Source organism: Anaerobacillus sp. ABD4_527, assembly GCF_056160805.1.
Genome location: NZ_JBSWXZ010000002.1, coordinates 57,000 through 82,182, shown reverse-complemented (window position 1 = coordinate 82,182; position 25,183 = coordinate 57,000). Strand labels below are relative to the sequence as shown.

At 41.2% G+C, this 25,183-nt stretch carries 27 protein-coding genes; 7 read left to right on the top strand and 20 right to left on the bottom strand.

The window, feature by feature from the left end; genetic code table 11:
• The first annotated feature begins 54 nt into the window (after window positions 1-54).
• Window positions 55-1,116: a DctP family TRAP transporter solute-binding subunit gene (locus tag ACXAHI_RS12620; RefSeq protein WP_474848327.1), complete on the top strand. Its 1,062-nt coding sequence runs from the start codon at window positions 55-57 to the stop codon at window positions 1,114-1,116.
• Between the two features lie 12 nt (window positions 1,117-1,128).
• Window positions 1,129-1,449 (top strand): DUF3870 domain-containing protein, encoded by a 321-nt coding sequence (locus tag ACXAHI_RS12615; RefSeq protein ID WP_474848326.1) that lies wholly within the window; start codon window positions 1,129-1,131, stop codon window positions 1,447-1,449.
• A gap of 21 nt (window positions 1,450-1,470) precedes the next feature.
• Here the strand turns inward: ACXAHI_RS12615 and ACXAHI_RS12610 are convergent, their stop codons facing one another.
• The 7 genes from ACXAHI_RS12610 to ACXAHI_RS12580 all read right to left on the bottom strand — a co-directional run bounded on the left by ACXAHI_RS12610 (window position 1,471) and on the right by ACXAHI_RS12580 (window position 7,861).
• Complete coding sequence (locus ACXAHI_RS12610) at window positions 1,471-1,881, bottom strand: NUDIX hydrolase (RefSeq protein ID WP_474848324.1); 411 nt, start codon at window positions 1,879-1,881, stop codon at window positions 1,471-1,473.
• A 15-nt stretch (window positions 1,882-1,896) separates the two neighbouring features.
• On the bottom strand, window positions 1,897-2,469 hold the full coding sequence (locus tag ACXAHI_RS12605; RefSeq protein WP_474848322.1) for a M15 family metallopeptidase: 573 nt from the start codon (window positions 2,467-2,469) through the stop codon (window positions 1,897-1,899).
• Between the two features lie 93 nt (window positions 2,470-2,562).
• Window positions 2,563-3,117: a cysteine hydrolase family protein gene (locus ACXAHI_RS12600; protein ID WP_474848321.1), complete on the bottom strand. Its 555-nt coding sequence runs from the start codon at window positions 3,115-3,117 to the stop codon at window positions 2,563-2,565.
• 20 nt (window positions 3,118-3,137) lie between these two features.
• The gene (locus tag ACXAHI_RS12595; RefSeq protein ID WP_474848319.1) at window positions 3,138-3,890 is read right to left on the bottom strand and encodes an alpha/beta hydrolase; all 753 of its coding nucleotides are present in this window, start codon (window positions 3,888-3,890) and stop codon (window positions 3,138-3,140) included.
• Between the two features lie 114 nt (window positions 3,891-4,004).
• Window positions 4,005-5,213, bottom strand: coding sequence for an L-2-hydroxyglutarate oxidase (gene lhgO, locus ACXAHI_RS12590; RefSeq protein WP_474848317.1), 1,209 nt, complete (start codon window positions 5,211-5,213; stop codon window positions 4,005-4,007).
• A 17-nt stretch (window positions 5,214-5,230) separates the two neighbouring features.
• A complete protein-coding gene (gene glaH, locus ACXAHI_RS12585) occupies window positions 5,231-6,154 on the bottom strand; it encodes a glutarate dioxygenase GlaH (RefSeq protein ID WP_474848315.1) in 924 nt (307 codons plus the stop codon).
• A gap of 297 nt (window positions 6,155-6,451) precedes the next feature.
• Window positions 6,452-7,861: a rhodanese-like domain-containing protein gene (locus ACXAHI_RS12580; protein ID WP_474848313.1), complete on the bottom strand. Its 1,410-nt coding sequence runs from the start codon at window positions 7,859-7,861 to the stop codon at window positions 6,452-6,454.
• A gap of 549 nt (window positions 7,862-8,410) precedes the next feature.
• On the opposite strand from ACXAHI_RS12580, the gene ACXAHI_RS12575 reads away from it, so the two are divergent.
• Complete coding sequence (locus tag ACXAHI_RS12575; protein ID WP_474848311.1) at window positions 8,411-9,799, top strand: sodium:solute symporter family protein; 1,389 nt, start codon at window positions 8,411-8,413, stop codon at window positions 9,797-9,799.
• A 24-nt stretch (window positions 9,800-9,823) separates the two neighbouring features.
• A complete protein-coding gene (locus ACXAHI_RS12570; RefSeq protein WP_474848309.1) occupies window positions 9,824-10,924 on the top strand; it encodes a M24 family metallopeptidase in 1,101 nt (366 codons plus the stop codon).
• A 39-nt stretch (window positions 10,925-10,963) separates the two neighbouring features.
• Here the strand turns inward: ACXAHI_RS12570 and ACXAHI_RS12565 are convergent, their stop codons facing one another.
• The 5 genes from ACXAHI_RS12565 to ACXAHI_RS12545 all read right to left on the bottom strand — a co-directional run bounded on the left by ACXAHI_RS12565 (window position 10,964) and on the right by ACXAHI_RS12545 (window position 15,653).
• Window positions 10,964-11,707 (bottom strand): SDR family NAD(P)-dependent oxidoreductase, encoded by a 744-nt coding sequence (locus tag ACXAHI_RS12565; RefSeq protein WP_474848307.1) that lies wholly within the window; start codon window positions 11,705-11,707, stop codon window positions 10,964-10,966.
• A 132-nt stretch (window positions 11,708-11,839) separates the two neighbouring features.
• The gene (locus tag ACXAHI_RS12560; RefSeq protein WP_474848305.1) at window positions 11,840-13,171 is read right to left on the bottom strand and encodes a S8 family serine peptidase; all 1,332 of its coding nucleotides are present in this window, start codon (window positions 13,169-13,171) and stop codon (window positions 11,840-11,842) included.
• Between the two features lie 226 nt (window positions 13,172-13,397).
• On the bottom strand, window positions 13,398-13,955 hold the full coding sequence (locus ACXAHI_RS12555; protein ID WP_474848303.1) for a class I SAM-dependent methyltransferase: 558 nt from the start codon (window positions 13,953-13,955) through the stop codon (window positions 13,398-13,400).
• Between the two features lie 80 nt (window positions 13,956-14,035).
• A complete protein-coding gene (locus tag ACXAHI_RS12550) occupies window positions 14,036-14,671 on the bottom strand; it encodes a YczE/YyaS/YitT family protein (RefSeq protein ID WP_474848301.1) in 636 nt (211 codons plus the stop codon).
• A 169-nt stretch (window positions 14,672-14,840) separates the two neighbouring features.
• Complete coding sequence (locus ACXAHI_RS12545; protein WP_474848299.1) at window positions 14,841-15,653, bottom strand: STAS domain-containing protein; 813 nt, start codon at window positions 15,651-15,653, stop codon at window positions 14,841-14,843.
• Between the two features lie 329 nt (window positions 15,654-15,982).
• On the opposite strand from ACXAHI_RS12545, the gene ACXAHI_RS12540 reads away from it, so the two are divergent.
• Window positions 15,983-16,183 (top strand): cold-shock protein, encoded by a 201-nt coding sequence (locus ACXAHI_RS12540; RefSeq protein ID WP_098442444.1) that lies wholly within the window; start codon window positions 15,983-15,985, stop codon window positions 16,181-16,183.
• Window positions 16,184-16,411: 228 nt separating this feature from the next.
• Here ACXAHI_RS12540 and ACXAHI_RS12535 read toward each other — a convergent pair whose 3' ends face one another.
• From ACXAHI_RS12535 to nei, 4 genes are all read right to left on the bottom strand, one after another.
• Window positions 16,412-16,603, bottom strand: coding sequence for a hypothetical protein (locus tag ACXAHI_RS12535; RefSeq protein ID WP_474848297.1), 192 nt, complete (start codon window positions 16,601-16,603; stop codon window positions 16,412-16,414).
• A gap of 165 nt (window positions 16,604-16,768) precedes the next feature.
• Window positions 16,769-17,464, bottom strand: a complete 696-nt coding sequence (locus tag ACXAHI_RS12530) for a Na-translocating system protein MpsC family protein (protein WP_474848295.1) — start codon at window positions 17,462-17,464, stop codon at window positions 16,769-16,771.
• A 165-nt stretch (window positions 17,465-17,629) separates the two neighbouring features.
• Window positions 17,630-18,646 (bottom strand): phosphotransferase enzyme family protein, encoded by a 1,017-nt coding sequence (locus ACXAHI_RS12525; protein ID WP_474848293.1) that lies wholly within the window; start codon window positions 18,644-18,646, stop codon window positions 17,630-17,632.
• Between the two features lie 81 nt (window positions 18,647-18,727).
• A complete protein-coding gene (gene nei / locus ACXAHI_RS12520; RefSeq protein ID WP_474848292.1) occupies window positions 18,728-19,564 on the bottom strand; it encodes an endonuclease VIII in 837 nt (278 codons plus the stop codon).
• 238 nt (window positions 19,565-19,802) lie between these two features.
• Between nei and ACXAHI_RS12515 the strand changes: the two genes are divergently transcribed.
• A complete protein-coding gene (locus ACXAHI_RS12515; protein ID WP_474848290.1) occupies window positions 19,803-20,612 on the top strand; it encodes a ZIP family metal transporter in 810 nt (269 codons plus the stop codon).
• Between the two features lie 43 nt (window positions 20,613-20,655).
• On the opposite strand, the gene ACXAHI_RS12510 is transcribed toward ACXAHI_RS12515, so the two are convergent.
• From ACXAHI_RS12510 to ACXAHI_RS12495, 4 genes are all read right to left on the bottom strand, one after another.
• Window positions 20,656-22,263: a BCCT family transporter gene (locus ACXAHI_RS12510; protein ID WP_474848288.1), complete on the bottom strand. Its 1,608-nt coding sequence runs from the start codon at window positions 22,261-22,263 to the stop codon at window positions 20,656-20,658.
• 117 nt (window positions 22,264-22,380) lie between these two features.
• Entirely contained in the window at window positions 22,381-23,091 is a 711-nt protein-coding gene (locus ACXAHI_RS12505; RefSeq protein ID WP_474848286.1) for a class I SAM-dependent methyltransferase, read from the bottom strand.
• Between the two features lie 149 nt (window positions 23,092-23,240).
• Window positions 23,241-23,474 carry a hypothetical protein gene (locus tag ACXAHI_RS12500; protein WP_474848284.1) on the bottom strand — a complete coding sequence of 78 codons (234 nt, stop codon included), beginning with the start codon at window positions 23,472-23,474 and terminating at the stop codon, window positions 23,241-23,243.
• A 180-nt stretch (window positions 23,475-23,654) separates the two neighbouring features.
• Entirely contained in the window at window positions 23,655-24,074 is a 420-nt protein-coding gene (locus ACXAHI_RS12495) for an organic hydroperoxide resistance protein (protein ID WP_474848283.1), read from the bottom strand.
• A gap of 140 nt (window positions 24,075-24,214) precedes the next feature.
• On the opposite strand from ACXAHI_RS12495, the gene ACXAHI_RS12490 reads away from it, so the two are divergent.
• Entirely contained in the window at window positions 24,215-25,024 is an 810-nt protein-coding gene (locus tag ACXAHI_RS12490; protein WP_474848281.1) for a GNAT family N-acetyltransferase, read from the top strand.
• Window positions 25,025-25,183: the final 159 nt, after the last annotated feature.

The window sequence follows — 25,183 nt, the reverse complement described above, 5'->3', positions numbered from 1 at the left end:
CATTCTCGCTATCTATGATAAACTATTGGAAACGCTTGCGAAACAGGGGATACTATGAAGACAGTTGTAATCATCACAACATTTGTTTTGGCTGGCATACTCACTGCGTTTTACCTTGGATTTAGTCCGGGTGAATCGACAAGAATACTAGAGTACGATGATGAACAAGAAGGGTTAGAAGAACAGTTGGTTATTCGATTTAGCCATGTAGCTGCCGAGAACACGCCAAAAGGGATGGCAGCACGTGATTTTGCCAACCGCATTCAAGCCAAAACAAATAATGAGATAAAAGTTGAAATCTACTCAAATGGAGAACTCTATCAAGATCAAAATGAGTGGGAAGCTGTTACGAATGGGAATGTAGAAATGATCGCCCCAGCCACTTCTAAACTCTCAACTCGTTTTCCAAACTGGCAAGTGCTCGACTTACCCTATGCTTTCAGAGGGTATGATGCTGTCGAAGATGCCTACGAAGGTAAGATTGGGCAAGCACTACTAGACGACCTAAAGGGAACGAATGTGAAGGGACTAGGCTTCTGGTATAACGGCTTCAAACAGTTTACAAACAACAAGCACCCGATTCGTTTACCGAGTGATATGGATCAGCTTCACTTCAGAGTGATGCCAGGACCTGTTATCAAATCTCAGTTTGAAGCATTGAACGCAAGTACGAGTGAACTTTCTTTTAATAAAACGTACCGAAACCTCGAAGTCGGTTTTGTAGATGGCCAGGAAAATACCATTTCGAACATCTATTCTAAGAAATTTTATAAGAAACAAGCATACATGACACTCAGTAACCATGCTTATCTCGGCTATGCTGTCATCATCCATGAAGATTTCTGGAAAAAGCTATCGAAAAGTCAGCAGCTATCTTTTGAAGAAGCTATGGAAGAAACGACTGACTGGGTTAGAAGACATTCGATCGAAATCAATGACGCGCATATTCGAGAAATCAAGCGCACGTCAGACATAGAACTCGATGTTTTGACGACAGAGGAAGTAAAAAGGTGGCGGGACGTATTTAAACCCGTTTATAACGAGGCTGAACAAGAAATCTCGAGCAACATAATAGAAGAGCTCGAGCGCATTCAAAGCAACTATTCACAACAGTAAGGAGGGAACTTAATGAATACGATTTTCGTCGCAGGTCATTCGAAGCTTCCGGGGGGAATGGCCGCTAACAATATCTCAGATACGTTAACGCTCACACTCGAAGTGGATAAACATTACGGAGTGATCGTAGATGCTTCCTGTACGCTGATGACCGAACACAGCAAACAATTTGTAAGGCAGCTGTTAAAAGGCTTCAGTTTAAAAGATGGCATCGAAGAACCATTAACTCAGTTGAGAGAAGGTTACCTTGGCAAAGCGGGAAATGCCCTTTCAGCAGCATTGAAGGATGCACATAAACAGTACGAATTGTATCCTGAAGCGTTAAATAAATGATGGATGATACGGCAGATCAGTCTAACGACTATCTGCCGTTTTTCTGAGAGAATAAAGGGATCTTGCAACTTCAGCCGGCTTTACATCGAGACCATTGAGCTCATTAAGTTCGATCCACACCGGTTCATACGTACCTCGATCCATTTCTTTGAGCTGATATTCTTCGCCCATGCCTGTTCCAAACTCTCCACCAACAAGCTGAGCAAGATAATAGTATTGCTTCCCATTAAAATCAACCTCTGCATAAAGGTCGGTTAACGATACGGAAACACCTAACTCTTCATAAACCTCTCGAATAGCAGCTTGTTCCTTCGATTCTCCTTTTTCTACTCCTCCACCAGGAAACACGTAATAGACGTCCTCATTCCTCACCCTTTTAATTAACGCTACCCGATCGTTCTCGATCATGATAGCAGCAGACCTCGTTCTCATATTCTTCCCTCACGATCATTCGTTTTTCGCATACGATTTCTCAGGTCTATGACCTCTCTTCAATTCTCGGATCGTGAGACCAAAATCCATTTGTAAATGAGGATAATCTTTGAAGGACGACCAGTCTCCACCCCATTCGAAGCCAAGGTCTTTCCCGATTGCTACAACTTCCATCCAATCAGACTCTCCATTGTCATTATCATCTCGCTTCATATCCCAAACCACATCACCATTATCAAGCTTCAGGGCAAAATCGATCGCTAAACCGTAATTGTGGTATGATCCTCCACCAGCCACATTCGTTACAATGTTACCTTCGGTGGATCTACCTTTCTCGTACAGTTTATTTTGCTCTTCACTCGAACGATGACCGTCTGTAATGACAACTTCGATTCCCTTTTTAGCAGACCTCGCAATCAGCTCATTTTTCGCTTTCTCGACTTCTGGATGCAGTTCCTCTGGAAGTGGAACATCCTTATTAACTAGTACTCTACTAGTATCAACATAATTAGATAGTAGATAGTTACCGACTAATCCTATACATAACAACACGAGAAACGTGCTCGTAAATTTCGATAATAGTTTCACTCATACACCCGCTCCTCTTTTAAAGCCTCGTATCTCTATTTTAGCAGGAAAGCGCATAAGTAGAGGAGCGTTTGCTCACATGTACCACATTCGTCACTTCTTTTCTACAATTTGTGTAAGCAACTGATCAGTCGTCATCACCGTTGCAAATTCTTCATAAATCGTTGCAAGGGAAACAGAATGAACGGTTTCTGGATCAACATAGTTTTCATTATGATCATAGATTCCATATGCAGCCGTTGCATCTGAAACAACCGACGTGTGGAATCCTAGATTACCGCTCATACGTGCTGTTGTTGAAACGCAGTGAGGTGTCGTTAATCCAACGATTACCACTTCACTAATCTTCCTATCATGAAGGTACTCTTCTAAACCTGTTCCTATAAAAGCACTGTTCACTGTCTTCGTAAAGATTTGTTCTCCTCTTATCGGTTTAACAGATTCTTTTATCTCGAACCCTTCTTGTTTGTGATAAAAAACAGACTGCGGGTCATTGGATAAATGTTGGATGAAGACGACCTCCTCCCCTTGCTTTCGCCAATGATCGATGATCGTACCCATCTTTTCCTCTGCATCATGATTGTTTCGTTCTCCCCATTTTTCGTTAAAAAATGCTTTCTGAACATCTACGACTAGTAATGCTTTCATCACGAACGCCTCCTTATACCCTAATTTACTAAAAATGAAATGACACGACCGACCCTCTTACTAAAAGCTTCATATGTATGTGCCCCACCCTCGACTGGATGGAATTCAACTTGTATTCCCTTCTCCTTTAGCAGCGTACACACCTTTTGATTAGTCTCAAAAAATACAGAATTGATCAGCTCATCACTCGACTCATCCGTCCCACAATCGAGGTATAGTTTCTCTACCTTCGATAAGTCTGTCGTTGCGATGAATCGTTCGATCTCCTCCTGATTCCGAAAGAAAGCAGAAGAGATCGCTGCACCTCTAGAGAAAACATGTGGATATCGACAAACGGCATACACTGTCAACAACCCTCCAAGAGATATCCCTGCCATGGCGGAACGGTCGAGCGTTCGATACGTTCGATCGATATATGGCTTCAACTCATTTACGATAAAATCAATATACTCACTGCCTTTAACATCCGAGATAGGCTCTCTAGCAGTCACCTGCCTACTCAACTCTCCAGTAGGAAACGGACAATATTCTCTCATACGCTCTTCACCAGAATCGATCGCAACGACGATAATAGGTAGCTGTTCCTTATCGAGATACTCCCTTAATCGTAGCGACCTCCCTCCCACTGCGTCATGATCATGAAACACGTTCTGACCATCATGCATATAGATGACAGGGTAACGAATATCTGTCTCATCGTAGTCATTTGGTATGTAAAGTCTTATCCTTCTTTTTTCGTTGAACACGGGGATGAATAGGCTGAATTCCCTCATCAATCTTTACCACTCGCTTCCAATTATTGTTACTCTCTATAGCTGTTCGGTAAGTCATCCGTATTTCCTTTTTCAAAAAGAAAAACTGCTGAGTCTCTCTCAGCAGCATCATTCTTACATATACATTTTTGTAGTTACGACACTCGGAACTTTGTTCGCAATCACTTTACCAATCTCAAGTGACGCGGTCGCAGCAGGTGATGGGGCATTGCACACATGAATCGAGCGCTTGCCTGGAAAAACGAAAAAGTCATCAACAAGTTTTCCATCTTTTAAGAGGGCTTGAGCTCGAACGCCAGAATGGGTCGGCACCACATCATCTTCCTCGATTTCTGGAACGAGTCGCTGTAGACTCTTCACAAATGATTTCTTATGAAAGGAGCGCTTCATCTCTTTCATTCCTTCTTTAAGATTACTAGCTGCCATCCTCCAGAACCCTTCGAACGACAGGACATCAACCGTATCTTTCATATCGAAAGCCAATTTGTGATAGCCTTCTCTCTTTAAGCTAAGAACCGCGTTCGGACCTGCGTGAATGCCACCGCCCATCATTCTTGTCAGATGAACACCGAGAAATGGAAACTCTGGATTTGGCACAGGGTAGATCAAATTTTTCACGAGATAGCTTTTCTCTTTTTTAACTTCGTAGTATTCTCCTCTGAACGGCACAATCTTAACATCCGTATACATGCCTGCGAGTTTCGCCATTCGGTCACTATGAAGTCCCGCGCAGTTCACAAGATAACGAGTTTTTAAGGTACCTCGAGTAGTATCTACCACTGCTTCGTTTTCATTTTCTTCAATGTTTGTTACCTTCGTACTTGAGAGGAGATCGACACCTCGATCTCCTAATAGGTTTGCTAGCTTTTCTGTCACCTTTTGATAATCAACGATCCCCGTAGAAGGAACCCGGATTCCTTCTACACCGTTAACGTGAGGTTCTATTTCTAGTAATTCACTTTTCGATAGTTTCGTAACAGCTAAATCATTCTCAAGACCACGCTTGTAAAGGTTGGTTAAGTTTTCTTTCTCAGTATCATCTACTGCGACGATCACTTTACCGCAAACCTCATGTGGAATCCCATACTCCTGGCAAAAATGAACCATCGACTGGCTGCCTTTTCTCGCAAGCTCTGCTTTCAAACTACCCGGCTTATAATAGATTCCTGAATGAATCACACCACTGTTCCTGCCCGTCTGATGGCTAGCCCACTGTTCTTCCTTCTCTACAACTGCCATCCTGGCTTGTGGATACTTTTGATGAAGAGAGAGAGCTGTCGATAATCCGACGATGCCCCCTCCTATAACGAGATAATCATACATCCTCATGTCCCCTTCTTCTATGCAAATCGACCTCGCTGGCGCAGAAGTTCACGATGAAGGTTAGAATTCTCCTCAAACGCTTCTCTTCCGTGAAGCCAGAAATGATTGTTCAACATCACGAGTTTTCCTTCAGGTAGATCGACGCCTTTTGTTTCCGAAGAATTCTCCATCGAAGAAGAAAGGTCCTTCAAATACGTTGCTTCTTCAATGCTTGAAGGATGGACAAATTGGTCGATAAAGCACATGCAAGGCTCATTGTTCCTTTCATAAAACGTTGTTCGAAATACCTCTTTAACAACGTTCTTACTAGGTGGTGCCTTGTAAACGAGCTTCTGAGTCGCAAGTGGATGATTGTAGAAATGGTCAAGATCTTCCCAGTCATCAAGGTGTAGTAAACGGGATCTCCCTCCGACTGCATGTTCTTCTCCAAACTTCATCATCAGAAGCCAGTCTGTCGCTTCATCAACATACGTGCCATCCGTATGAAGCGTGAACAGACGGTACGCCTGACGCAGGTAAGAATCGCTATCATCCGTATGCTTCACTGAAAAGCGAGCATAGTAATTTCCAGACATCGCGTCGAAATTCGGAATTCCGACGAGGTGAGAAAAAGCAGTAGAGAACTTCACATACTCTTCCGTGTCTTCCGTATACCCACCGACGCCAACCGTAAAGCCACCCGTGGATCGATCGTGAAGAATGCCTCTCACTGTTTTCTGGAAGTTTTCATCAAGCAGCTTTACGAGCTTATCCGTCATAATAAACCGCATATAAGGAATATAATCGAGCTGTTGACTACTGATCGTTTTGACTTCTTCAAAGAACCGCGCCAGCACCTCTCGATCGAGTTCGATCTCGTACATACGCCCATGATCTAAAGAGGGCTTAATTTCATACCCATTCCCTTTGATCGTCTTTCGTTCCAATTTCGTCTCAATCATTTCGAACCTCTCCCTTTTTAGAAATTAAAAAAGCCAGCATACGTCTCCCGATAATTCGAGATCGATACACTGGCCTGTAATCACGAGATAGCTCATGTAGGAGCTTTAGTAATTTACGCAGTATTGTTCTTTTTTCACATTCGCTTTCCTCCGGATTTTGAAAGGGGATACCTTTCTAAATGGAGGCTTCTCTTTCAGATTACAACAGTTAGAATTTTCCGTCAATGAAAAAGTATTAAGGGTGGTTTTACAACAAGCTAAAAACGCAAAGCTTCTCGCTTTGCGTTTTTAACATGATTATTTCTCTACTCTGTCTCCTTCTTTCTCCCATGCAGCAAAACCACCGCTGAAGTTCAAGATATCCTTAAACCCAAGTGATTGTAATAAGCTCGTTCCAATCGCAGAACGTGTACCTGATTGACAATGTACGACGAGCGTTTTATCTTCAGGAATGTCTTCAACTTCATCTTCGATATAACCAAGCATATGATGGCCTGCTCCAGGAATATGGCCTTGGTTATACTCGTTTTCTTTTCGGATATCGACCACATAGACATCTTCTTTTTCATATACATCCTTCAACTCTTCAGTTGAGATGAACGTGTATCCTTCAAGATCATTCCATTGAGATAGAATGTCAGGACTTGCATACGCTTTGATCTTATCGATTCCGATCGAATGAAGCGATGTAACAACGTCTTCTTTCGTATCATCGTTAGCGATCAATACGAGGTCTTTATCGTAGTCGAGCACCCAGCCGGACCAGTTCGTAAATGCTTTATTGTAAGGTAAATTGATTGCACCTTCTATATGACCTTCTGCAAAGTCTTTTGCAGGGCGAGTATCCACAATCGTTGTCTTTTCTTGCTCAGCAAATGCTTTAAATTCTTCGGCATTGTTAACCTTCTGAAGCTCCTCACCTGATAACACTGCTGGGCCTTCTTTATTTACTTTCTTCATGACAGAAAAATACGTCGGTGGTTCTGGCTGTTCGTTCAACAGTTCTTTTCGGAAAGTTTCTTCATCCTCTTCCTTCAATGCCCAGTTATTTCGAAGCTCATAGCCAACTGTTGATTGAGGAACCGCACCGAGTGATTTCCCGCATGCACTTCCAGCACCGTGTCCTGGCCATACCATAAGAAACTCTGGTAGCTCCTTAAAAATTTGAAGTGATTTGAACATCTCCTTCGCACCTTTTTCAGCTGTTCCTTCTTGCCCAGCTGATTTCTCAAGCAAGTCAGGGCGTCCAATATCACCAACAAAGACAAAGTCCCCTGTAAATACACCCATCGGTACATCTGAACCACCGCCACGATCTGTCAGCATGAACGAAATACTTTCAGGAGTATGTCCTGGGGTATGCATTACCTTAAGTTCGATATTTCCTACATTAATGATGGATCCATCTTTCACTAAATCCACATTTAATCCTTCGAGGTACTCATACTTTGCGTTTTGATCACCTTCATCAGATAAATACAATTTCACATCATGCTTCTCTGCAAGCTGACGTGCACCAGATACAAAATCAGCATGAATGTGTGTTTCGGCTGCAGCGGCTAAATGGAAACCTTCTTTTTTTGCAACTTCTATATAAGGGGTCACATCTCGAGCCGGATCGATCACCAGCGCTTCGCCTGTTCGTTGACAACCGATTAAATAAGAGTATTGTGCTAGCTTTTCATCAAAGAATGTGCGTAGATACATTTCGTAACCCTCCATAAACCAATATATATTACCCCTATGGGTATGTAAGACCATCATATCTACTCTTTATCTTTTTATCAACTATATTGTTTTATACCCCCTACACCATTCTCTATAACGTGTCTATATCCTTCAAGAACTACTCATTCTCTATCTATCCGCGCATAACTGAATTGGATCACGAAACCCTACTAAATAATCGCGAATACAAAGTAAATTCATCACGATTTTAATGTAATTTTAAAATATTTTTTCTCACCATCGTCAAAACAAAGGTAAAATTCGCAATAATAGCTCTTTTTTCACCGTGGAAACAAATCTCAAATTAGTACTTTAGACTTACTTAAATACCATATAAAAGAATAATGAAGGTTATTTTCCCATAAAAAGGTGATATAAGTATTGCTTTCTTGGCGCATTCTAATAAAAGTTAGAAATCGTTTCCAACCTAGATAAGGCGCTTTTTTTATAATCGACTCTTCTTATGATAGGATACGAATCGGTGCGCACCCTAGAAAAATTACACAACAAGGAAGTGACGTTTACGTAATGGAAATTACACACAATCCAAATCTCCTCTGGTTTGTCATCGCGTATGGCATCCTGATGGTCGGTTTAGGAATTTATTTCTCTAAGAAAGTTTCGAGTAGTGAGGACTTTATTCTTGCAGGAAAAGGACTCGGTGCTCTCGTACTAACAGGTACTCTATTAGCAACATGGACAGGTAGTGGAAGTATTTCCGGTGGGGAAACGTCTATGGCGTATAGCTATGGAATCATTCCAGCCTTCTTGATGGCGGTCCCAACCCTTATCGGTATCGGAACGCTTTATCTAATTGCACCACGTATTCGAGAATTTGGTAAATATACGGTTTCTTCTATTCTTGAAGAAAAATACGGCCAATTCGCTCGTATGCTTGCAGGTATCATAATTATTCTTGCCTATGTAGGTATCGTTTCTTATCAAATGAAAGGCTTTGGATTTATCCTTAATTTAACGACTGGTATTTCAGTTGAACTTGGAACAATCATCGGAGCTGCACTTATCATATTTCTTGCTACGATCGGTGGACTTCGTTCCGTCGCTCCAACAGACGCAATCAGCGCAATCTTAATGGTAGTCGGTCTTGGTGTTACGTTACCGACCATCTTTGTTATCGCTGGTGGTTGGGATGAAATTATTGCAAATGTACCGAGTGACCACCTAACGTTTAGTGGACAACTATCGAATATTCAACTGCTTGGATATTTGCTTCCGTCCCTATTCTTATTGCTTGCAGACCAGAACATGTATCAGCGTCTGGCTTCTTCAAGTGGAGATAAATCGTCTAAACGAGCACAAATCGGTTGGCTTGTTGCGATGTTACTCATTTCACCTACAATTGCATTAATTGCATTCGCTTCTCGATCGATCTTCCCTGATATCGATCCGGGAATGGCACTTATGGCCACAACGGTTGCCATGCCTACTGTAGTAGGGGGAATTCTTCTAACTGCAGCTACAGCCTTTATCATTACAACTGGGAACTCGTATCTATTGTCAGCTGCAACAAACGTGACTTATGATATTGTTGGGAAGTACGTGAAAAAGGACGCAACAGATCGTCAGCTGTTAAACATGACGAAGTGGTTCATCGTTATTCTGGGTGCTCTTGCTTATGTTATCATCAGCTTTTTCCCAACAGTGCTTTCCGTTCAAATGTACGCTTACACAGTATACGGAGCCGGAATCACGCCTGCTGTACTAGCGGTGTTCTTCTGGAAACGAGTAAATTATTACGGTGGTATTTCTTCCATGATCGCTGGTGTTGTGACAACGCTTGTATGGGAGATCCCATTAGCAAAACCATTTGATCTGAACAGCGTTCTTTTCGCCGTACCGGTCGCAGTAATCGTACTCATCGTCGTTACACTTGCGACTACGAAAAAGACTAAGTAAGAATTAGAAAAGGTTGTGGTCCGAATGAATCAACGTCTAGAAAATTTCTCGAACTGGCTGAAAGAAACAGGACAAACTTTCGCATTTGTTCATACGCCATCAAACGTCTTCTATCTATCTGGTTTCCATACAGACCCACATGAACGCCTATTAGGTCTGTTTGTGTTCCCAGATCAAGATCCGTTCCTTGTTACACCAGGTATGGAAGTTTCCCAAGCACGAGATGCAGGTTGGAAACATGACATTATTGGACATGGAGATGCTGACAACCCTTGGGAGCTCATCCATACTGCACTTAAAGAGCGCGGAATAGAAGAAGCTGATCAGGTCGCGATTGAAAAAGTGACGCTTGCGTATGAGCGTGCTGAGCAAATCATGCAGCGCTACTCTGGCGTAACGTTCACAAGTGCTGAAGAGAAGCTAAATGAGCTTCGTCTCATTAAAGACGATCAAGAGCTTAAAGTGCTCCGTGAAGCTGCAGAACTTGCTGACTTTGGTGTTGAAACCGGGATTAAAGCACTTCGTGAAGGCGTGACGGAGATGGAAGTCCTCGCTACGATCGAATATGAATTAAAGAAGAAAGGCATTCGCGAAATGTCATTCTCCACAATGGTTCTATTCGGTGAAAAAGCTGGACAACCACATGGTAACCCTGGAGATCGGAAGCTTAAAAAAGGCGACCTCGTTTTATTTGATCTTGGTGTTGTTCATAACGGCTATTGCTCTGACATCACTCGAACAGTCGCTTTCCAGGAAGTGAATGAAAAGCAAAAAGAAATCTATGATATCGTGCTTAATGCTCAGCTTGAAACGCTAAACATTTCAAAACCAGGCACTCGCCTTGGTGACCTTGATAAAAAGGCTCGCGAAATTATCACGAACGGTGGATATGGCGATCACTTCCCTCACCGAATTGGACATGGAATCGGGATTGAAGTACACGAGTATCCTTCAATGAGTGAGAACAACGATAATGTTCTACAAGAAGGCATGACGTACACGATCGAACCAGGTATCTATGTACCAGAAATCGGCGGAGTACGGATCGAGGATGATGTTCTCGTTACACCGAATGGTTATGAAACATTAACGAAATTCCCGAAAGAACTTCAGATCGTAGGTTGATTACACTAAATCCCGTGCTAAAAATAGCACGGGATTTTCTTATGAAAGTGTATATCCACCATCGATCACTAAGTTGTGACCGTTAATATAGCTTGACGCATCACTTGAAAGAAAGTAGATTGCTTCTGCAATCTCTTTCGGTGTTCCGAAAGCTCCTCTTGGGTGCTGCTTATAAGCCTTTTGAAACGCCTCTTCTGATCCATAAAGCTTTCTCGCAAGTGGTGTATCGATTGGACCTGGTGAGATCGCATTTACTCTTATTTTCCGTCTGGCATACCTGCTAGCCATTGATTTTGTTAACGCGACAACCCCTGCTTTAGCTGCACTATAAGCTGGTAGAGCTGAAGGGTATTTCACACTTCCTACGATTGCAGCGTTGTTGATTATGCTCGATTCTTTTTCAAACAACCGTTCAGCATTGTTCACCATATAGTAAATCGATTTTAAATTAATGTGAAAAAGACGATCCCAGTCTTCAGCTGACACACGACTGAGTGGACCGATAGCAACGTCCGCTACACCAGCATTGTTTACTAACACATCTACCTTCTCATACGTCGATTTAAAGTCATCAAAAAACGCTTTAACCTCCGACTCGGCACCAACATCAACTTGATAGTAATCGATGGAGCCTGAAAGTGATTCTGCTTCTTGTTCTAACGAATTTCCGCGTTCATCTGAACGGCCTATCCCTACTACTCTAGCTCCTTTTTCTGCAAAGTGGAGTGCGGTTGCTCTCCCAATGCCAGATGTAGCTCCAGTTACGATAACGACTTTATTCATATGATCATCCCTTTCACTTTACATCAATCATAGAGAGTGAAGTGAAGGGTTACTAGTTTAAAGCGTTTTTCGATGTGCTAAAAACTAGAAAGGGCACGACTCATCAACGAGTCGTGCCTTCATCATTATTAATTATTTTGTTGCAGCCTGCTGTACTGCTTTGTATGCATCCACATAACCGGCACCAACTTCATGGTATTCATAACCAGACATTGGCTCTGCCGTTTGTTCGAGAAGACTAAGTGCTTCATCTGGTGATAGATCTGTTGCAGCTTCTTCCATAAGCGCAATAATTCCAGAAATGTGTGGTGTTGCCATGCTCGTACCACTAGACGTCGTGTAGAACGGAATGTATTCAGGATCGATATAATTAACGTCTTTCGTAGTACCAAGTGCGTTGATCACAACACCTGTAGAAGATTTCGTAGCTACGATATCAACGCCTGGGGCAGTAATATCAGGGTGTAAAAGGTTGTCACCAGGTACCCCTCTTGAAGAGAAATCAGCCAGCTGTTTGTCTTTCGTACCAGCGGCTACTGAAATCACCCAAGGTGCTGCTGAGTAAGGATTTAGCGTATCATTTTCTGGCCCTTCATTTCCTGCTGCAAAAGTGACTGTGATCCCATTATCATGAGCCGTTTTACTTGCTACGTTGATCGGAGCATTCGGGTCATACTCACCTGTCGTACCCCAGCTATTACTTACAACATCGATGCCATACTCTTCTTGATGCTCGATTACATAGTTAAAGCTTTCAAGAGCCCATAGAATACTGATTGCTTCACCAGCACCGATTCCTACAAGTTTCGCATCAGGAGCAACGCCACTGTACAGACCGTCACTAGCTGTGCCATTACCAGCAATCGTTCCTGCTACGTGCGTCCCATGACCAGAAGTCGTATCTGTATTCGGTACATTTTCAAGATAGAGAGATTCTCCACCGAAAATGCTTCCTCCAACTAACATCTTCACGTTCTGGACAACCTTATCTCCCATCGGAAGATCAGGATGCGTTGCATCGATTCCGCTATCGATGACTGCCACGGTCGTACCTTTTCCTGTATAACCAAGGTCATTCCAAACTTTTTCAGCACCGATAAGTTTGCGGCTATCTTTCATGAGATAATCTAGTTCTTTGTTTTTATAGATTCCAAGCGCATTCAAACCATTGTCTAACAGAGAGTTAATTTCTAGAGCTGTACCAGAAACACCAACTACAGGTATTTCACTAAACGTTTTAACCGATAGTCCAAATGACTTCAATTTATCCAACTGCTCAACAGTCGGCATGCTGTCATATGTAATGATCGCTTCGACTTCACTAAAGTTCGTAATATTAGCTAATAAATTTGTTAATGCTTGATCCACTTTTAACGAGCTAGCTTCCGCTTGCTTCATCTGTCCGGGTATTAATGTTGCTGCAACCAATAACACAACGAGTGCTATCTTGTTCAAGAATTTCATTGAATACCTCCATCAAAAAGTTTTTTGCACTCCCCTTGAGTGCCTACCTAATATGATAAAGGAGTCCAGCCATTCTTTGTATTGGGAAAGTTCAGACTTTTACCCTCTAATTATCGTTCATATAAAGCTTTTATTTCCCAACAACCTAAACTTTTCCTTTTACACATGAAAAATACCCCTTTTCTACCTAGGGGTATTCACTCATAGATGGCGCACTATAATTTAACTACACCACTGCTGATATTCCGTACACCGCTTCATGGAAGGAATGAACTTCTGGTTCCAGACCGTTATCGATGAAAACTTCTTTCATTTGCTCAGAAGACATTCGTTCGTGAATAGGAGGACCCATATCCATCTCTATTTTTTCCCACTCTAGAACGAGCAATCTTTGCCCCTGCTTTAAGATGCGCTTTAATTCCGTAAATGCTTTCGTTAAATCAGGAACTTCGTGAAGAACAAAAGCGACTAGGGCATGATCCACTACTCGATCCCGCAGCTTAATTTCCTCTAAATCACTTACAATGTATTGAATGTTGTTCATATGTGAGCCACGATCTTTTAGAAGCTCTAGCATCTGCTTCTCAATATCCACGGCATATACTGTATCAGCTACTTGAGCTAGCGGTAACGTAAAGTACCCATTACCCGCTCCTAAATCGGCTACATGGTCTGTTTCCTTCACTTTCAGAAGCGAGATAACTTGCTCTGGAGATATGATTTCATTTCGTTTTGGGTCAAGAAGCTTATCTGCCTTACCAGGTTTAAATCGTTTTCCAACCATAACATCAACCTCCTCAGAATTAGTATACATTAATAAAAGCGCTCACTGCTACGAGGCAGGAACGCTTGTTGAATTTCGATTTATAAATACTCTTCTTGCGGAGCATTTTCTGGTTTAAGCATGTAATACATTGGATAAGCTCTCGTATACCATAGTTGGATAACTGGTCCAAGGAATAAAACGAGTACCGCTGTCCCAATTCCTACTGGACCGCCAATCAATACAGCTAAAGATGCGACAGCGACAGCAACTAATGTTTGTCCCATGCGCAGACTCACATTAAACCGTGCACTGACTGCTAAGAATAGTTGATCGACTGGTGCTCTTGGAAACTGTGGCAAGATGTAAATTGCTACACCAAGTCCAATTGTGAACATCCCAGCTCCAAGTGTTAAAGCTTTTACTACAACTGGTGCTGCTGACAGATCAACAGATGCAAATACGATTTCTAACCAAAAATCAAGAATGAAGCTTTCTAGAAAAACCGGCAAAAGCGCCTTAAATTCAGGGTTTTGCTTCATTAACCAACCGTTTAAAAAGATAATTAAAAATTGGAAAACTCCATACCAAAAACCGACTGTTAAACCAAAAAGGTCTGAGACACCAATAAAAAAGGATGTCCAGAACCCTGCTCCGATGGAAGCGTGAATGATTAACGCTACACCAAAGAAGTTTATGAACATACCTAGAAGGTAAACCGTAATACGATAAGCCATTACGATCCCCTCCCTTCCTCTAAGTTTAAAAACTTGATAACAGAGGCTGTTCTTCAAATTTTTCGAAACCCATTTTATTAGCGATTGAGTTACACGTCAATCAATTTAACCAAAATAAAATATGGTAATAAAAAGAAGCTACCCGTTGAGGTAGCTTCTCTAGACTAAATTATAAAATATGTTTTGCTAAAGCCTGTTTAAGCGTGCTATGAGTTTGAACGCCTTTAAATTCGATTCCTAGTGATACCATCGTCATCGCAACTTCAGGCCTTATGCCTGCTAGAATGCCTTTTACTCCGATCATTTTTAGCGAATCGATGATCTTAAAAATGTTGTTTGCAACCATCGTATCAACGATGTTTACTCCCGATAGGTCGATAAACAGGTGAGTCAAGTTCATGGATGTTGCTCCCTCAAGAGACTTTTCTAACAGTAGACTCGCACGATACGTATCTATATCTCCGATGATCGGTAGAATCGCAACGCCCTCTAATATAGGTACGATTGGAGTCGATAACTCAAGAAATGATTCTCGAGCCTTATCGATGTTACTTTTATAAGCCTCGACGTACGCTGTACTATATGCATACACCACTCGGTCTAACAAGGGATCGATAATACGAGCTACTTCAAAAATCGTTTTCAACGAAATTCCTTCATCCGTACTGATTTCTTCGATTTTATTCCAAATCGTATTTCGGAAATCAGATGTATTTTTTAATGATTCATCTAGCTCCACTTCCATATGAACTGCTAGTTCTCCAATTTCCTTGCCCCACTTCTCAATACGAGAAATTGTTTCATCATAACCATTTAAAAAAGCGTCCGCAATTAATTGAAACAACTCCATCCGAACCTGTAAGGCCTCTTCTGCTTCACCTTCGTTTAAAGAAAGTTTCTTCGCCAACTCTTGTTTTGAAGCTTCTATCTTTTTCCCTATCAAAACTATTTCTTCTTTTAAAATCGTTTCGTTTATAGGCATGTGATGATACCTCCGGATATTAATTAATAAATAAATAAACGAATAGATGACATAAGTTTACATTACCAGGTTTATGAAAAGATAGCACTATAAATCTATTCGAGGGCGAACCTCGAATAGGGGTGTACGTACCACATGAGGTTTTGCATTCACGTTATCATCTCTTTGTGACTTGCATTATTATTTTCACATGTTATACTAGGGTTAATTATTGTTGTTCGGAACGTATGATTAGTTTAGAATAAGCTCCTTAAGCGACCTTACATCTTGAATCATTATGTAGAGCAGTAATAGTAATATTTGTGCGAACAGCACTGGAGGAATTACACATGAACAAAGGTACAGTTAAATGGTTTAACGCAGAAAAAGGCTTCGGTTTCATCGAAGTTGAAGGTGGAGACGACGTATTCGTACACTTCTCTGCAATTCAAGGTGAAGGTTTCAAAACTCTAGAAGAAGGTCAAACAGTTACTTTCGACACAGAGCAAGGTAACCGCGGACCTCAAGCTACTAACGTTGTTAAAGCGTAACTAGTAGTCACAAGAAAGCTTTCCCATTTGGGAAAGCTTTTTTTATTTATCTTAAATTCTTTACGGCACCCTATGATTTGAAACAGGAATTGAATCCTAGCAGCCAATGATTTTTCATTAGCTGCCGTCCTATTCGACCTTTTATCTATTTCGTAAACTTCCCCATGGTTTGTTTTACTTAGACGGGTAGCATTACGGAATGGTAACGCCTTGTATCAAGGCGTATTTTTACTCTTCTTTCATACTACCGCTACACATCTCACAAATAACATAAGAGCTTTCTTTTACAAGCTTATCCAGATAAGGAGCATCCATCGTTCCTTCGCGTCGATCGATAGGAGTTGTATGAAATTCGCAACGATCACCAGCAAATGTCGTTCGATGAATCACCTTTTTTGAATGGTCTATTAAATATTTCACTATTTTTCTCCTCCTTTGATAACTGTTTTTCGTCTATGGCTACGTCTGTTGGCTGTTTGTGCTCAAGGATTAGAAAAAGCCTCACTGTAAAACAAAAAAAAGCCGAAAGATCCCACAAGGGTCCTTTCAGCTTATGTCTGGTTCTATCGCCCAGTTCATTTCCACCTACGATTTATTTGGTTTTACAATAAACACAATATAACTCTTATCTAGCTTGAAATCCCAGTCAACGAAGATGTCCTGAATCTCAGTTGATAAGATCGATTCAAAATTATTATTATGCATCAGACTCTTTTCAAGTCGACGTTTCGTTAATTTAAGGCTTTCTTCATGCCCATCACGAATAAGTTCTTTTTCAATACGCACCAATATTCCTTCACGTATTACAACGATCGTTCGATCATTTAAGTAGCAAGAATCGATTAGTTCTGGAACCTTTTCTGCTTGCTTACTGATCCGTGCTATTTCATCATGCAGTTCTTGTTTCTGCTCAAACCCACCTGGTACATGGTTTTCTTCACATTCGCTTTGATCCATAATTCCAAGGAACAAACCGGTTCGGTTAGGAAGGGACCAGTCATGATAGAAAGATTCAATGGTGAAATCAGCCATAACACTTAGCGCGGCTTTTATTTCAGGAAACAATTTGATCATCAATAGATCTCTCGTTTCCTCGACTCTTTTTTCTTCTTTTTGATCGACGAGAACCCGCTCCATCGGTGCTAAAAAATCTCTAAAGTAAATAGTAATGTACGGTTTTTCAATCGATACATAAACAGATGAGGGTCCTTTTCCGAAATTATCCCGCAAAAGTTTACCTACATAGCTTGAAATCTCAGCTTCTTTTGATTTGGGTTCCATTACGTTCATCCTCTTTTTTGAGACCAGAACATTATATTCCTAGTCCAATTTTCATTATAGTATTCTTTCCGTAAGAATGAAAGGGTATGCTCAAATCTATAGACTCTGCTTGAAAAAGCAGTACTTCTGTCTCATTTCCCTTTAACGATAAAATTAATCCTATCGTTATTTTTTAGACAATCGTTCGAGAAGTCGTTCATAAGATGGCTGAGCGATTGGTTCGCCTTCATCCAGCCTATCTTTGACTTGCTTCAGCATTAGTTTGTCACCTTCACTCATATTCATCACATCAAATTTCTTATGTAGCACTGAGTATAAAATGTAGTCTCTTAATTTTAAGAATAAAGGGATCTTCTTAATCCATTCAGCTTCCACCGTATTTTCTTTTAAATAGCCTTTCAAGAATGAGTAAAGAAACGTTTCAGCAAATTGGGCTCTTGTTTCTCGATCTTCACCCTGCAAGCCTCCCCATACCGTATAATAGAGCGGGATAGCAATATCACTAACAAAGTAGTGATATGAGCTATCATCAAAGTCAAATACATGAATATCTCCTTGATAATAAAAGAAATTTCCTGCATGTATGTCAGAATGGAGGAGTCCATACGTATCTCTCTCTTTCGGAAGCGCTTGTATCTCCCTTACTAAAGCTTTCCCTTGAGAGATGATATCCCTATCTTCTTCAGAAAGGTATTTCTCGAACTGCAACAAGTCTTCTTCATCCCAATGCTCTCGATGAGCACCTGCAGGATGATAATCTTTTGTCGCGTGATGCATCTTCCCAATCGTTCTCCCCCACACTTCATATAATTCTTGTCCATATACCTCATCGTTCTTCTTCAATTGTCGACCTGGTGCTTTTTCAAATAAGGATACAAAGAAAGAACCATCTTCAACTTCGATCTCTTCAACAAAATGACCATCATTAGAAGGAAGTGCTTTCGATACATTTATTTCATGGTCATGTAAAAAGTTCACCCAGTGCAACTCAGCTTTAACATCTTCCATAGAACGATGTGAACTATGCGTTAACCTTAAGATTGATGGACCATTAACATCTACTTCGAATACATAGTTCTCAAAATCACCCAACTTCTTATACCGATGACGGTCCGCTCCAAATTTATTTAGAGCTTTCTCTAGAACCGCTTCATTAAAACATTTTTCCACACGTGCTTCCATTTGCTCACCTCATTTATCTCGTTCCCTCTTGTACATTCACCAAAAAACAACTTTATTCCTCCCTCTAAGTTGTTTTCTGCATTAGAGATGAGCATGACTCTTTGACTGACATGTAGGGCAATAGTAGAGCCTTCTAGACCCTGCGATCACTTTCTTAATTTCGGTACCATCAATCCTGCACGGCGCACCTTCGCGATTAAATACCCAGTGTCTATATTGCCGACGTTTTTCGCCACTTTCCTTAAGCTTTTTAGCAAGCTCAATATCATTCGTAATCCCTTTATGCACATAAGAGCGTTCAACTAATGTTACCGTTGCTTCTGCTGCTTTTGTAATCATATCTTCCGTGCAATCCACTGGTCTTAAATCAGGGTGGATTCCAGCCACATACATGATTTCGCTTCTTAAGTAGTTTCCTATACCAGCAACGAAAGATTGATCTAGTAATAAAGAAGACCACTTCTTCCGATAAAACCGCTTTGAGCTAAATCGTTCTTTCAGTTCTTCTACCGTCACTTCTTCACTTAATAGATCTGGTCCAACTTTCGATATGAATGGGTGATGAGGCACTTCTTCATTACGCAATACTTCAATATCTGACGCACTGTATAACAACGCAGACTTTTTTTCATTATGGATTGCAAGCCGTAACTGCCGATTTGTTTTAGGATAGTTATATACATTTCGTATATACCATTTTCCATATAGCTGATTATGTGAGTAAATCGTAAAGTCATTGTTGAAACGGATGAGCATTGCCTTGCCTTTCGTGTCTACCCTCAACACTTCTGCTCCTTCTAGCAAAGATTCGTATCCTTTAAGGTGCTCAAATGCAAACTTCACTTCCATTATTGTTCTATTCTTCAGCGCTTTTTCAACTTCATCAGCCGCTCGTCTAATCTCAGGCCCTTCTGGCATAACGTCGTTCCCTTCTTTCTACGATCATGTTGTAAAATCTTCCCTAAATCACTGCTTATAAAACGGCAGCGGTTAAGCAATAGTAAAGAAACTAACGCTCTTTGACTCGATATGCGAAGTACGAACCCTTTAAATTGACAACGCCGAAATGAGCCCTTTACACTGTGATGTATAGATTTTTCCTATACGCAAAAAATATGTGGATATGAAAATAAACCTATTGAAGGAGGGCTTAACGATGATTAACTGGTTTATGGATTTAAGCCCAGTTTTCCAAGCGTTAATTTTCACGTTATTTACTTGGGGATCGACAGCTCTCGGTGCTTCTGTAGTCTTTTTAACAAAATCAGTGAACCAGAAGCTGTTCGATTCAATGCTTGCTTTTGCAGGCGGCGTCATGATTGCAGCTAGTTTCTGGTCACTTCTAAGTCCAGGAATTGAAATGGCAGAAGAACAAGGAGTTCCTGGTTATATTCCCGCTGTAGTTGGATTTTTACTCGGAGGCGCATTTCTACTATTAGTTGATCGACTCCTACCGATGATCGATGAGAATTTATACTTTAAAGACATTAAAGACAAAAAGGCGAAGCACCGTACCGCTATGCTCGTATTCTCATTAACCTTGCACAATATTCCTGAAGGACTTGCGATCGGTGTCGCGTTCGGTGCTCTTGCTGCAGATTTCTCAACAGCATCACTTTCCGGTGCTATCGCCCTTGCCATCGGTATCGGCATCCAAAACATTCCTGAAGGTACTGCCGTCTCCTTACCTTTAAGACGTGACGGCATGTCGAAGGGGAAAAGCTTTTTCTACGGTCAATTTTCAGGAATGGTCGAGCCAATCTCTGCTGTAATCGGTGCTCTTGCTGTCATGATCATTCACCCGCTCCTTCCTTATGCACTAAGCTTTGCGGCTGGAGCAATGATCTTCGTAGTAGCAAAAGAAGTGATCCCTGGTTCTCAAGAAAGAGGGCATGTTCAACTAGCTGCAATGTCACTGTTAGTTGGCTTTTCTGTCATGATGGTCCTCGACGTTGCACTAGGATAATAAAACCCCCGCGTAATTTCACGCGGGGGTTCGTTATTGTTCATCACATATGATGAGTATCATCGTTCTGCCTGCTTATTTTTGTCTTTTGCTTATTCGATGTCGAATTGAGTTTGTTTAATAAGTTTCTTTCTTTTTGTACCTCATAAGACTTCAAATCTCGCCTCACTGCTTTAAAGAGGTTGATACACATGATGATCAGAATAACAGTAAACGGGAGAGCGGACACAAGTGATGCTGTCTGTAACCCTTGTAAGCCACTGCTGATGATCAATACCGCTGAAATCGCTGCGATGAGTGTTCCCCAAACAAGTTTTGAGAAAAGAGAAGGATTTAAATTACCGTCTGACGTCATCATACCAAGAACGAAAGTAGCTGAGTCAGCTGATGTTACTAGGAAAATACAGATTAAGAAGATCGAGAGCGCTGAAAGAATTGTCGTTAATGGGAATTCTTCTAGTGTAACGAACAATGCACTCGTCACATCCTCATTTACCGCATCTGCAATTGCTGTTCCTTGAAACAGGTCAAGGTGAAACGCTGCTCCACCAAATACAGCGATCCACACCATCGCAATGAACGGTGGAACGATCAACACACCAAAGATCATTTCTCGAATGGAGCGACCCCTCGACACTCTTGCTACGAATGATCCGATAAATGGAGACCAAGCGATCACCCAAGCCCAATAAAACACTGTCCAATCCTTTACCCAGGTGCCGCCTTCATATGGGGTCATATAAAAACTCATCTCGATAAACTTCTGAATGTAACCACCAGCTGCAACTGTAAAGCTTTCAAGAATAAATACTGTCGGTCCTAAGAATAAAACAAATAGCATCAAACCTAATGCAAGGGCTAAGTTCAGATTACTCAAGTACTTGATTCCTTTGTTCAAGCCTGTTGTAGACGAAGTCATATACAAAACGAGCAGTAAAGCAGTGATGGTGATCTGAACTGTCGCATTTTGCGGTAGATCATACATATAGTTTAATCCACCATTAATTTGAAGAATTCCGAACCCGAGTGACGTTGCGACACCCATCACCGTTGCGATAACAGCGAGGATGTTGATGACGCCTCTCCAGGATTTCTTCCTTTTAGCAGGTGTCCCTGTTGAGATCGTTTCACTTATTAAGCTTTTTCGATCTTTGCGATATTGAAAGTATGCCATAACGAGGCCGACTACTGTAAAGACAGACCATTGATGAACTCCCCAATGAAAAAAGGAGTACCTCATCGCTAGCTTAGCAGCTTGCTCAGTCTCTCCTTCAACGCCAAAGCCTGCGGGAGGATTCGCAAAATGCGTCATCGGTTCTGCGACACCCCAGAATACGAGTCCAACACCGAAACCTGCACTGAACAACATCCCGATCCATGTAAAGAATGGATATTCCGGACGCTCTCCATCTTTTCCTAGACGGATCTTACCATACTTACTAATTGCTAGATATACACAGAACAAAACAAAAAACACGACAGAAAGTAAATAAAACCATCCGAACGCATCTGTTGTGAATGAATAGACGCTGTTTGCAACAGACGCGAACGACTCAGGAACGACCGCACCCCATATTACGAGTAGTAAGATGACAACTGCTGAAACCCAGAAGACTGGCCCTTTTCGCTGTGCTTTTTCTCTTTTCATCATCCCGTCCTTTCCAACTGAAAGGTAACCTTTCAGTTCATTTCCAAATTATGTAGCATCTATCTCCTAAATATTAGTACCCTTTTACTACAGTTTCTTAACCACTGTTTTAGAATACTTCTACTTATTCTGTTTTTTAAACAGTGCAACCATCAAACCATTCACACCAAATAGAGTCGGATCACATGATTCCTTCATCTCTCTGATTTCAACCTCACTAAAGACTTCGAAAATAGATTGAAGCCTTTCCTTTGAATAACCGAGTCCACCTCGTAACGACCGCTCTTCATAAACCTCCCGATCACTCATAGTCGATCCACCTAGTGGCCCGTCAGGCGTGAAACATGTTAAACCGAATAATCCATTAACTTTCAGAGCTTTCTTAATGAACGTTACGTAACTTATCCGACGATGAGGTGGAAGATGATGAAAACACCCAGAATCATAGATGAAGTCATAGCTTTCAGGTTCTACCTTAAGTTCAAATAAACTACTATGTATGAAGTTTACATCCACATTTTCTTCTTTCGCCCTCTCCTTACCCCACTGAATCGCTGTTTGTGATAAATCGACCGCATCTACTTCAAAGCCATGCTTAGCAAGATAAATCGCATTGCGTCCTGGACCGCTACCAATTTCAAGCGCACGCCCTTTCGGAATATGCCATGAAACAAGATTCTCATCAGGAACTTGTTTAAAGAAAGGAATCGGTTTATCTCTATCTTCATAAAACTTGTCCCAAAATGATGTTGGTTCCCTTAACAAAGAATCCAGTAGATTCATAAGATCCTCATTCGTGTAGATATCTCTTGTCGTATTCGTAACCTTCATAAACACGCCTCCATTTACATTTCCTTGGTAAACCTCCTTCGACAAACTTCCGCACTACCCCTTTTTGGAGAATAAAAAAATCGACCAGTGGCCGATTTTTATAAACACCTATATTCTTCTTATGACCTGTCCCTCCAAAAGTTTGTCTTTCAAACTTGCAAATGGATATTTTGCTTTGGAAGAGATGGCCGGTTTAGTTTGAATGAAGGGTCTCCGAACTCCATTGCTTCTAGGATTTGCTCTTCTGAGAATCCTGTCATTTGTGAAAGCTTCCGAATATCGACATTCTTCTGTGCCAAGCTTTTAGACTTCTTCACAGCTGTTTCGGTTTGATAAAGCACCACTGAATACCTGTGGTTAAACGTACCCACGGATTGCTTCACGGCTCTTTCCCCTTTCAACTAAAATAACCTGTACCCCTGGAGGGAGCAGGGCTTACCGTTTGCTTACCCTTTAGAATACAAACTAAACTGGGTAATTATGTCTGTTTCTCGTTTTTAGCTAATGCCTTAACCAAAAGAAGAAAGGCTACCGAGTACACTCGATAGCCTGCTATCAGATGGTTAGACCGCTTTTGCGTTAATTTCTACATCGATGTTTCCACGAGTCGCTTTTGAATAAGGGCAAACTTTGTGGGCTTCCTTCGTAAGCATATCAGCATCTTCCTGGCTAACACCTTTCACTTCTACGTTCAGTGTAACCCCAATTTTGAAACCGCCATCTGATTCATCTTTTAAGAAACTAACTTCAGCTGTTGTTTTCGATTCGATTTCTTTCTTATTATTCGATGCAACAAGATTCAACGCGCCATCATAGCAAGCAGAGTATGTTGCTGCAAACAGCTGCTCTGGATTCGTACCCTTTTCATCAGAGTTCTCTGTCGGCATCACAAGATTCATATCGATTAAACCATCAGAAGATTTTACAGTTCCTTTTCGGCCGCCTTCAGCAGTTGCCTTTGAAGTGAATATTACTTTACTCATCGAACATCATCTCCTTATATAAGTATACATCCCCTATTTACCTCTCTGAAGGAACTCTTAAACTATCATGAGAAAAAGATTTACATTTTTCAAATCTTCTGTAAAATAGTTCCTTAAAGAAGGAAAAGGAGGCCGCAGTGATGATTAGAAGACTAACAGAAGCGGATCATGCAGCGTGTATTTCATTGTTAACGCCGTATGCCGCTGAAAACTTATTTATTCTTGGAGATATCGAAGCATTCGGTTACGACCAACCCTTTCAAAAATTATGGGGCGATTTTTCTAGTGAAGGAGAATTGCGGGCTGTTCTCTTAAAGTATGAGAAAAACTACATTCCTTTTGCTTCGAACGAGTTTGATGCTGCCGGTTTCGCATCCATCATTTCAGAAGATCAAGACTTTCTTATGGTATCTGGTTTAGAGCGGGTTACAGAACAGGTGGAGGCACACATTACGCATCCTGCTAAATCAAAAAGAAAAATGTATTATGCTAAATGTGATAATGTTGAAAAGCTCTCACTTACAAACTTAGAAGATGTAAGAATCGCTACTACAGAAGATATCCCTAGCATTCACGACCTTCATAACGCGATCGATGAGTTTAATTCTTCTGAAACGGTAGAAGAAAAACAGAGAAATCTAGACAAAGGAATTTCTAGAACCTATTATATGACGATTGATGGACAAGTCGTTACAGCTGCCTCCACTGCTGCAGAAAACTCTCAATCTGCCATGATCGTAGGAGTATGTACGCGCCCTGGCTTTAAACGTAAAGGGTATGCTACGAAATGCATGATGAAGCTGTGCTATGACGTTTTAACAGAAGGCAAAGACCTCTGCCTCTTTTATGATAATCCTGAAGCTGGTAACATCTACAAACGAATCGGATTTCGTGAGATTGAAAAGTGGACGATGTCTACCTTTGAAACAAACTTTGCAATGAAACTATAAATAAAGCGGTCCTTAGAGACCGCTTTTAGAATGTAGAGAAAGAAGTTCAGTGATAGATTTGAGTTTGAGTGGTCGATGATGGATAAACGGCCTCAGGTCCATATTCGTCTGTTAAACCATTTGGACGGAATGTTCGTTTGGACTTATTCTCATAACAGT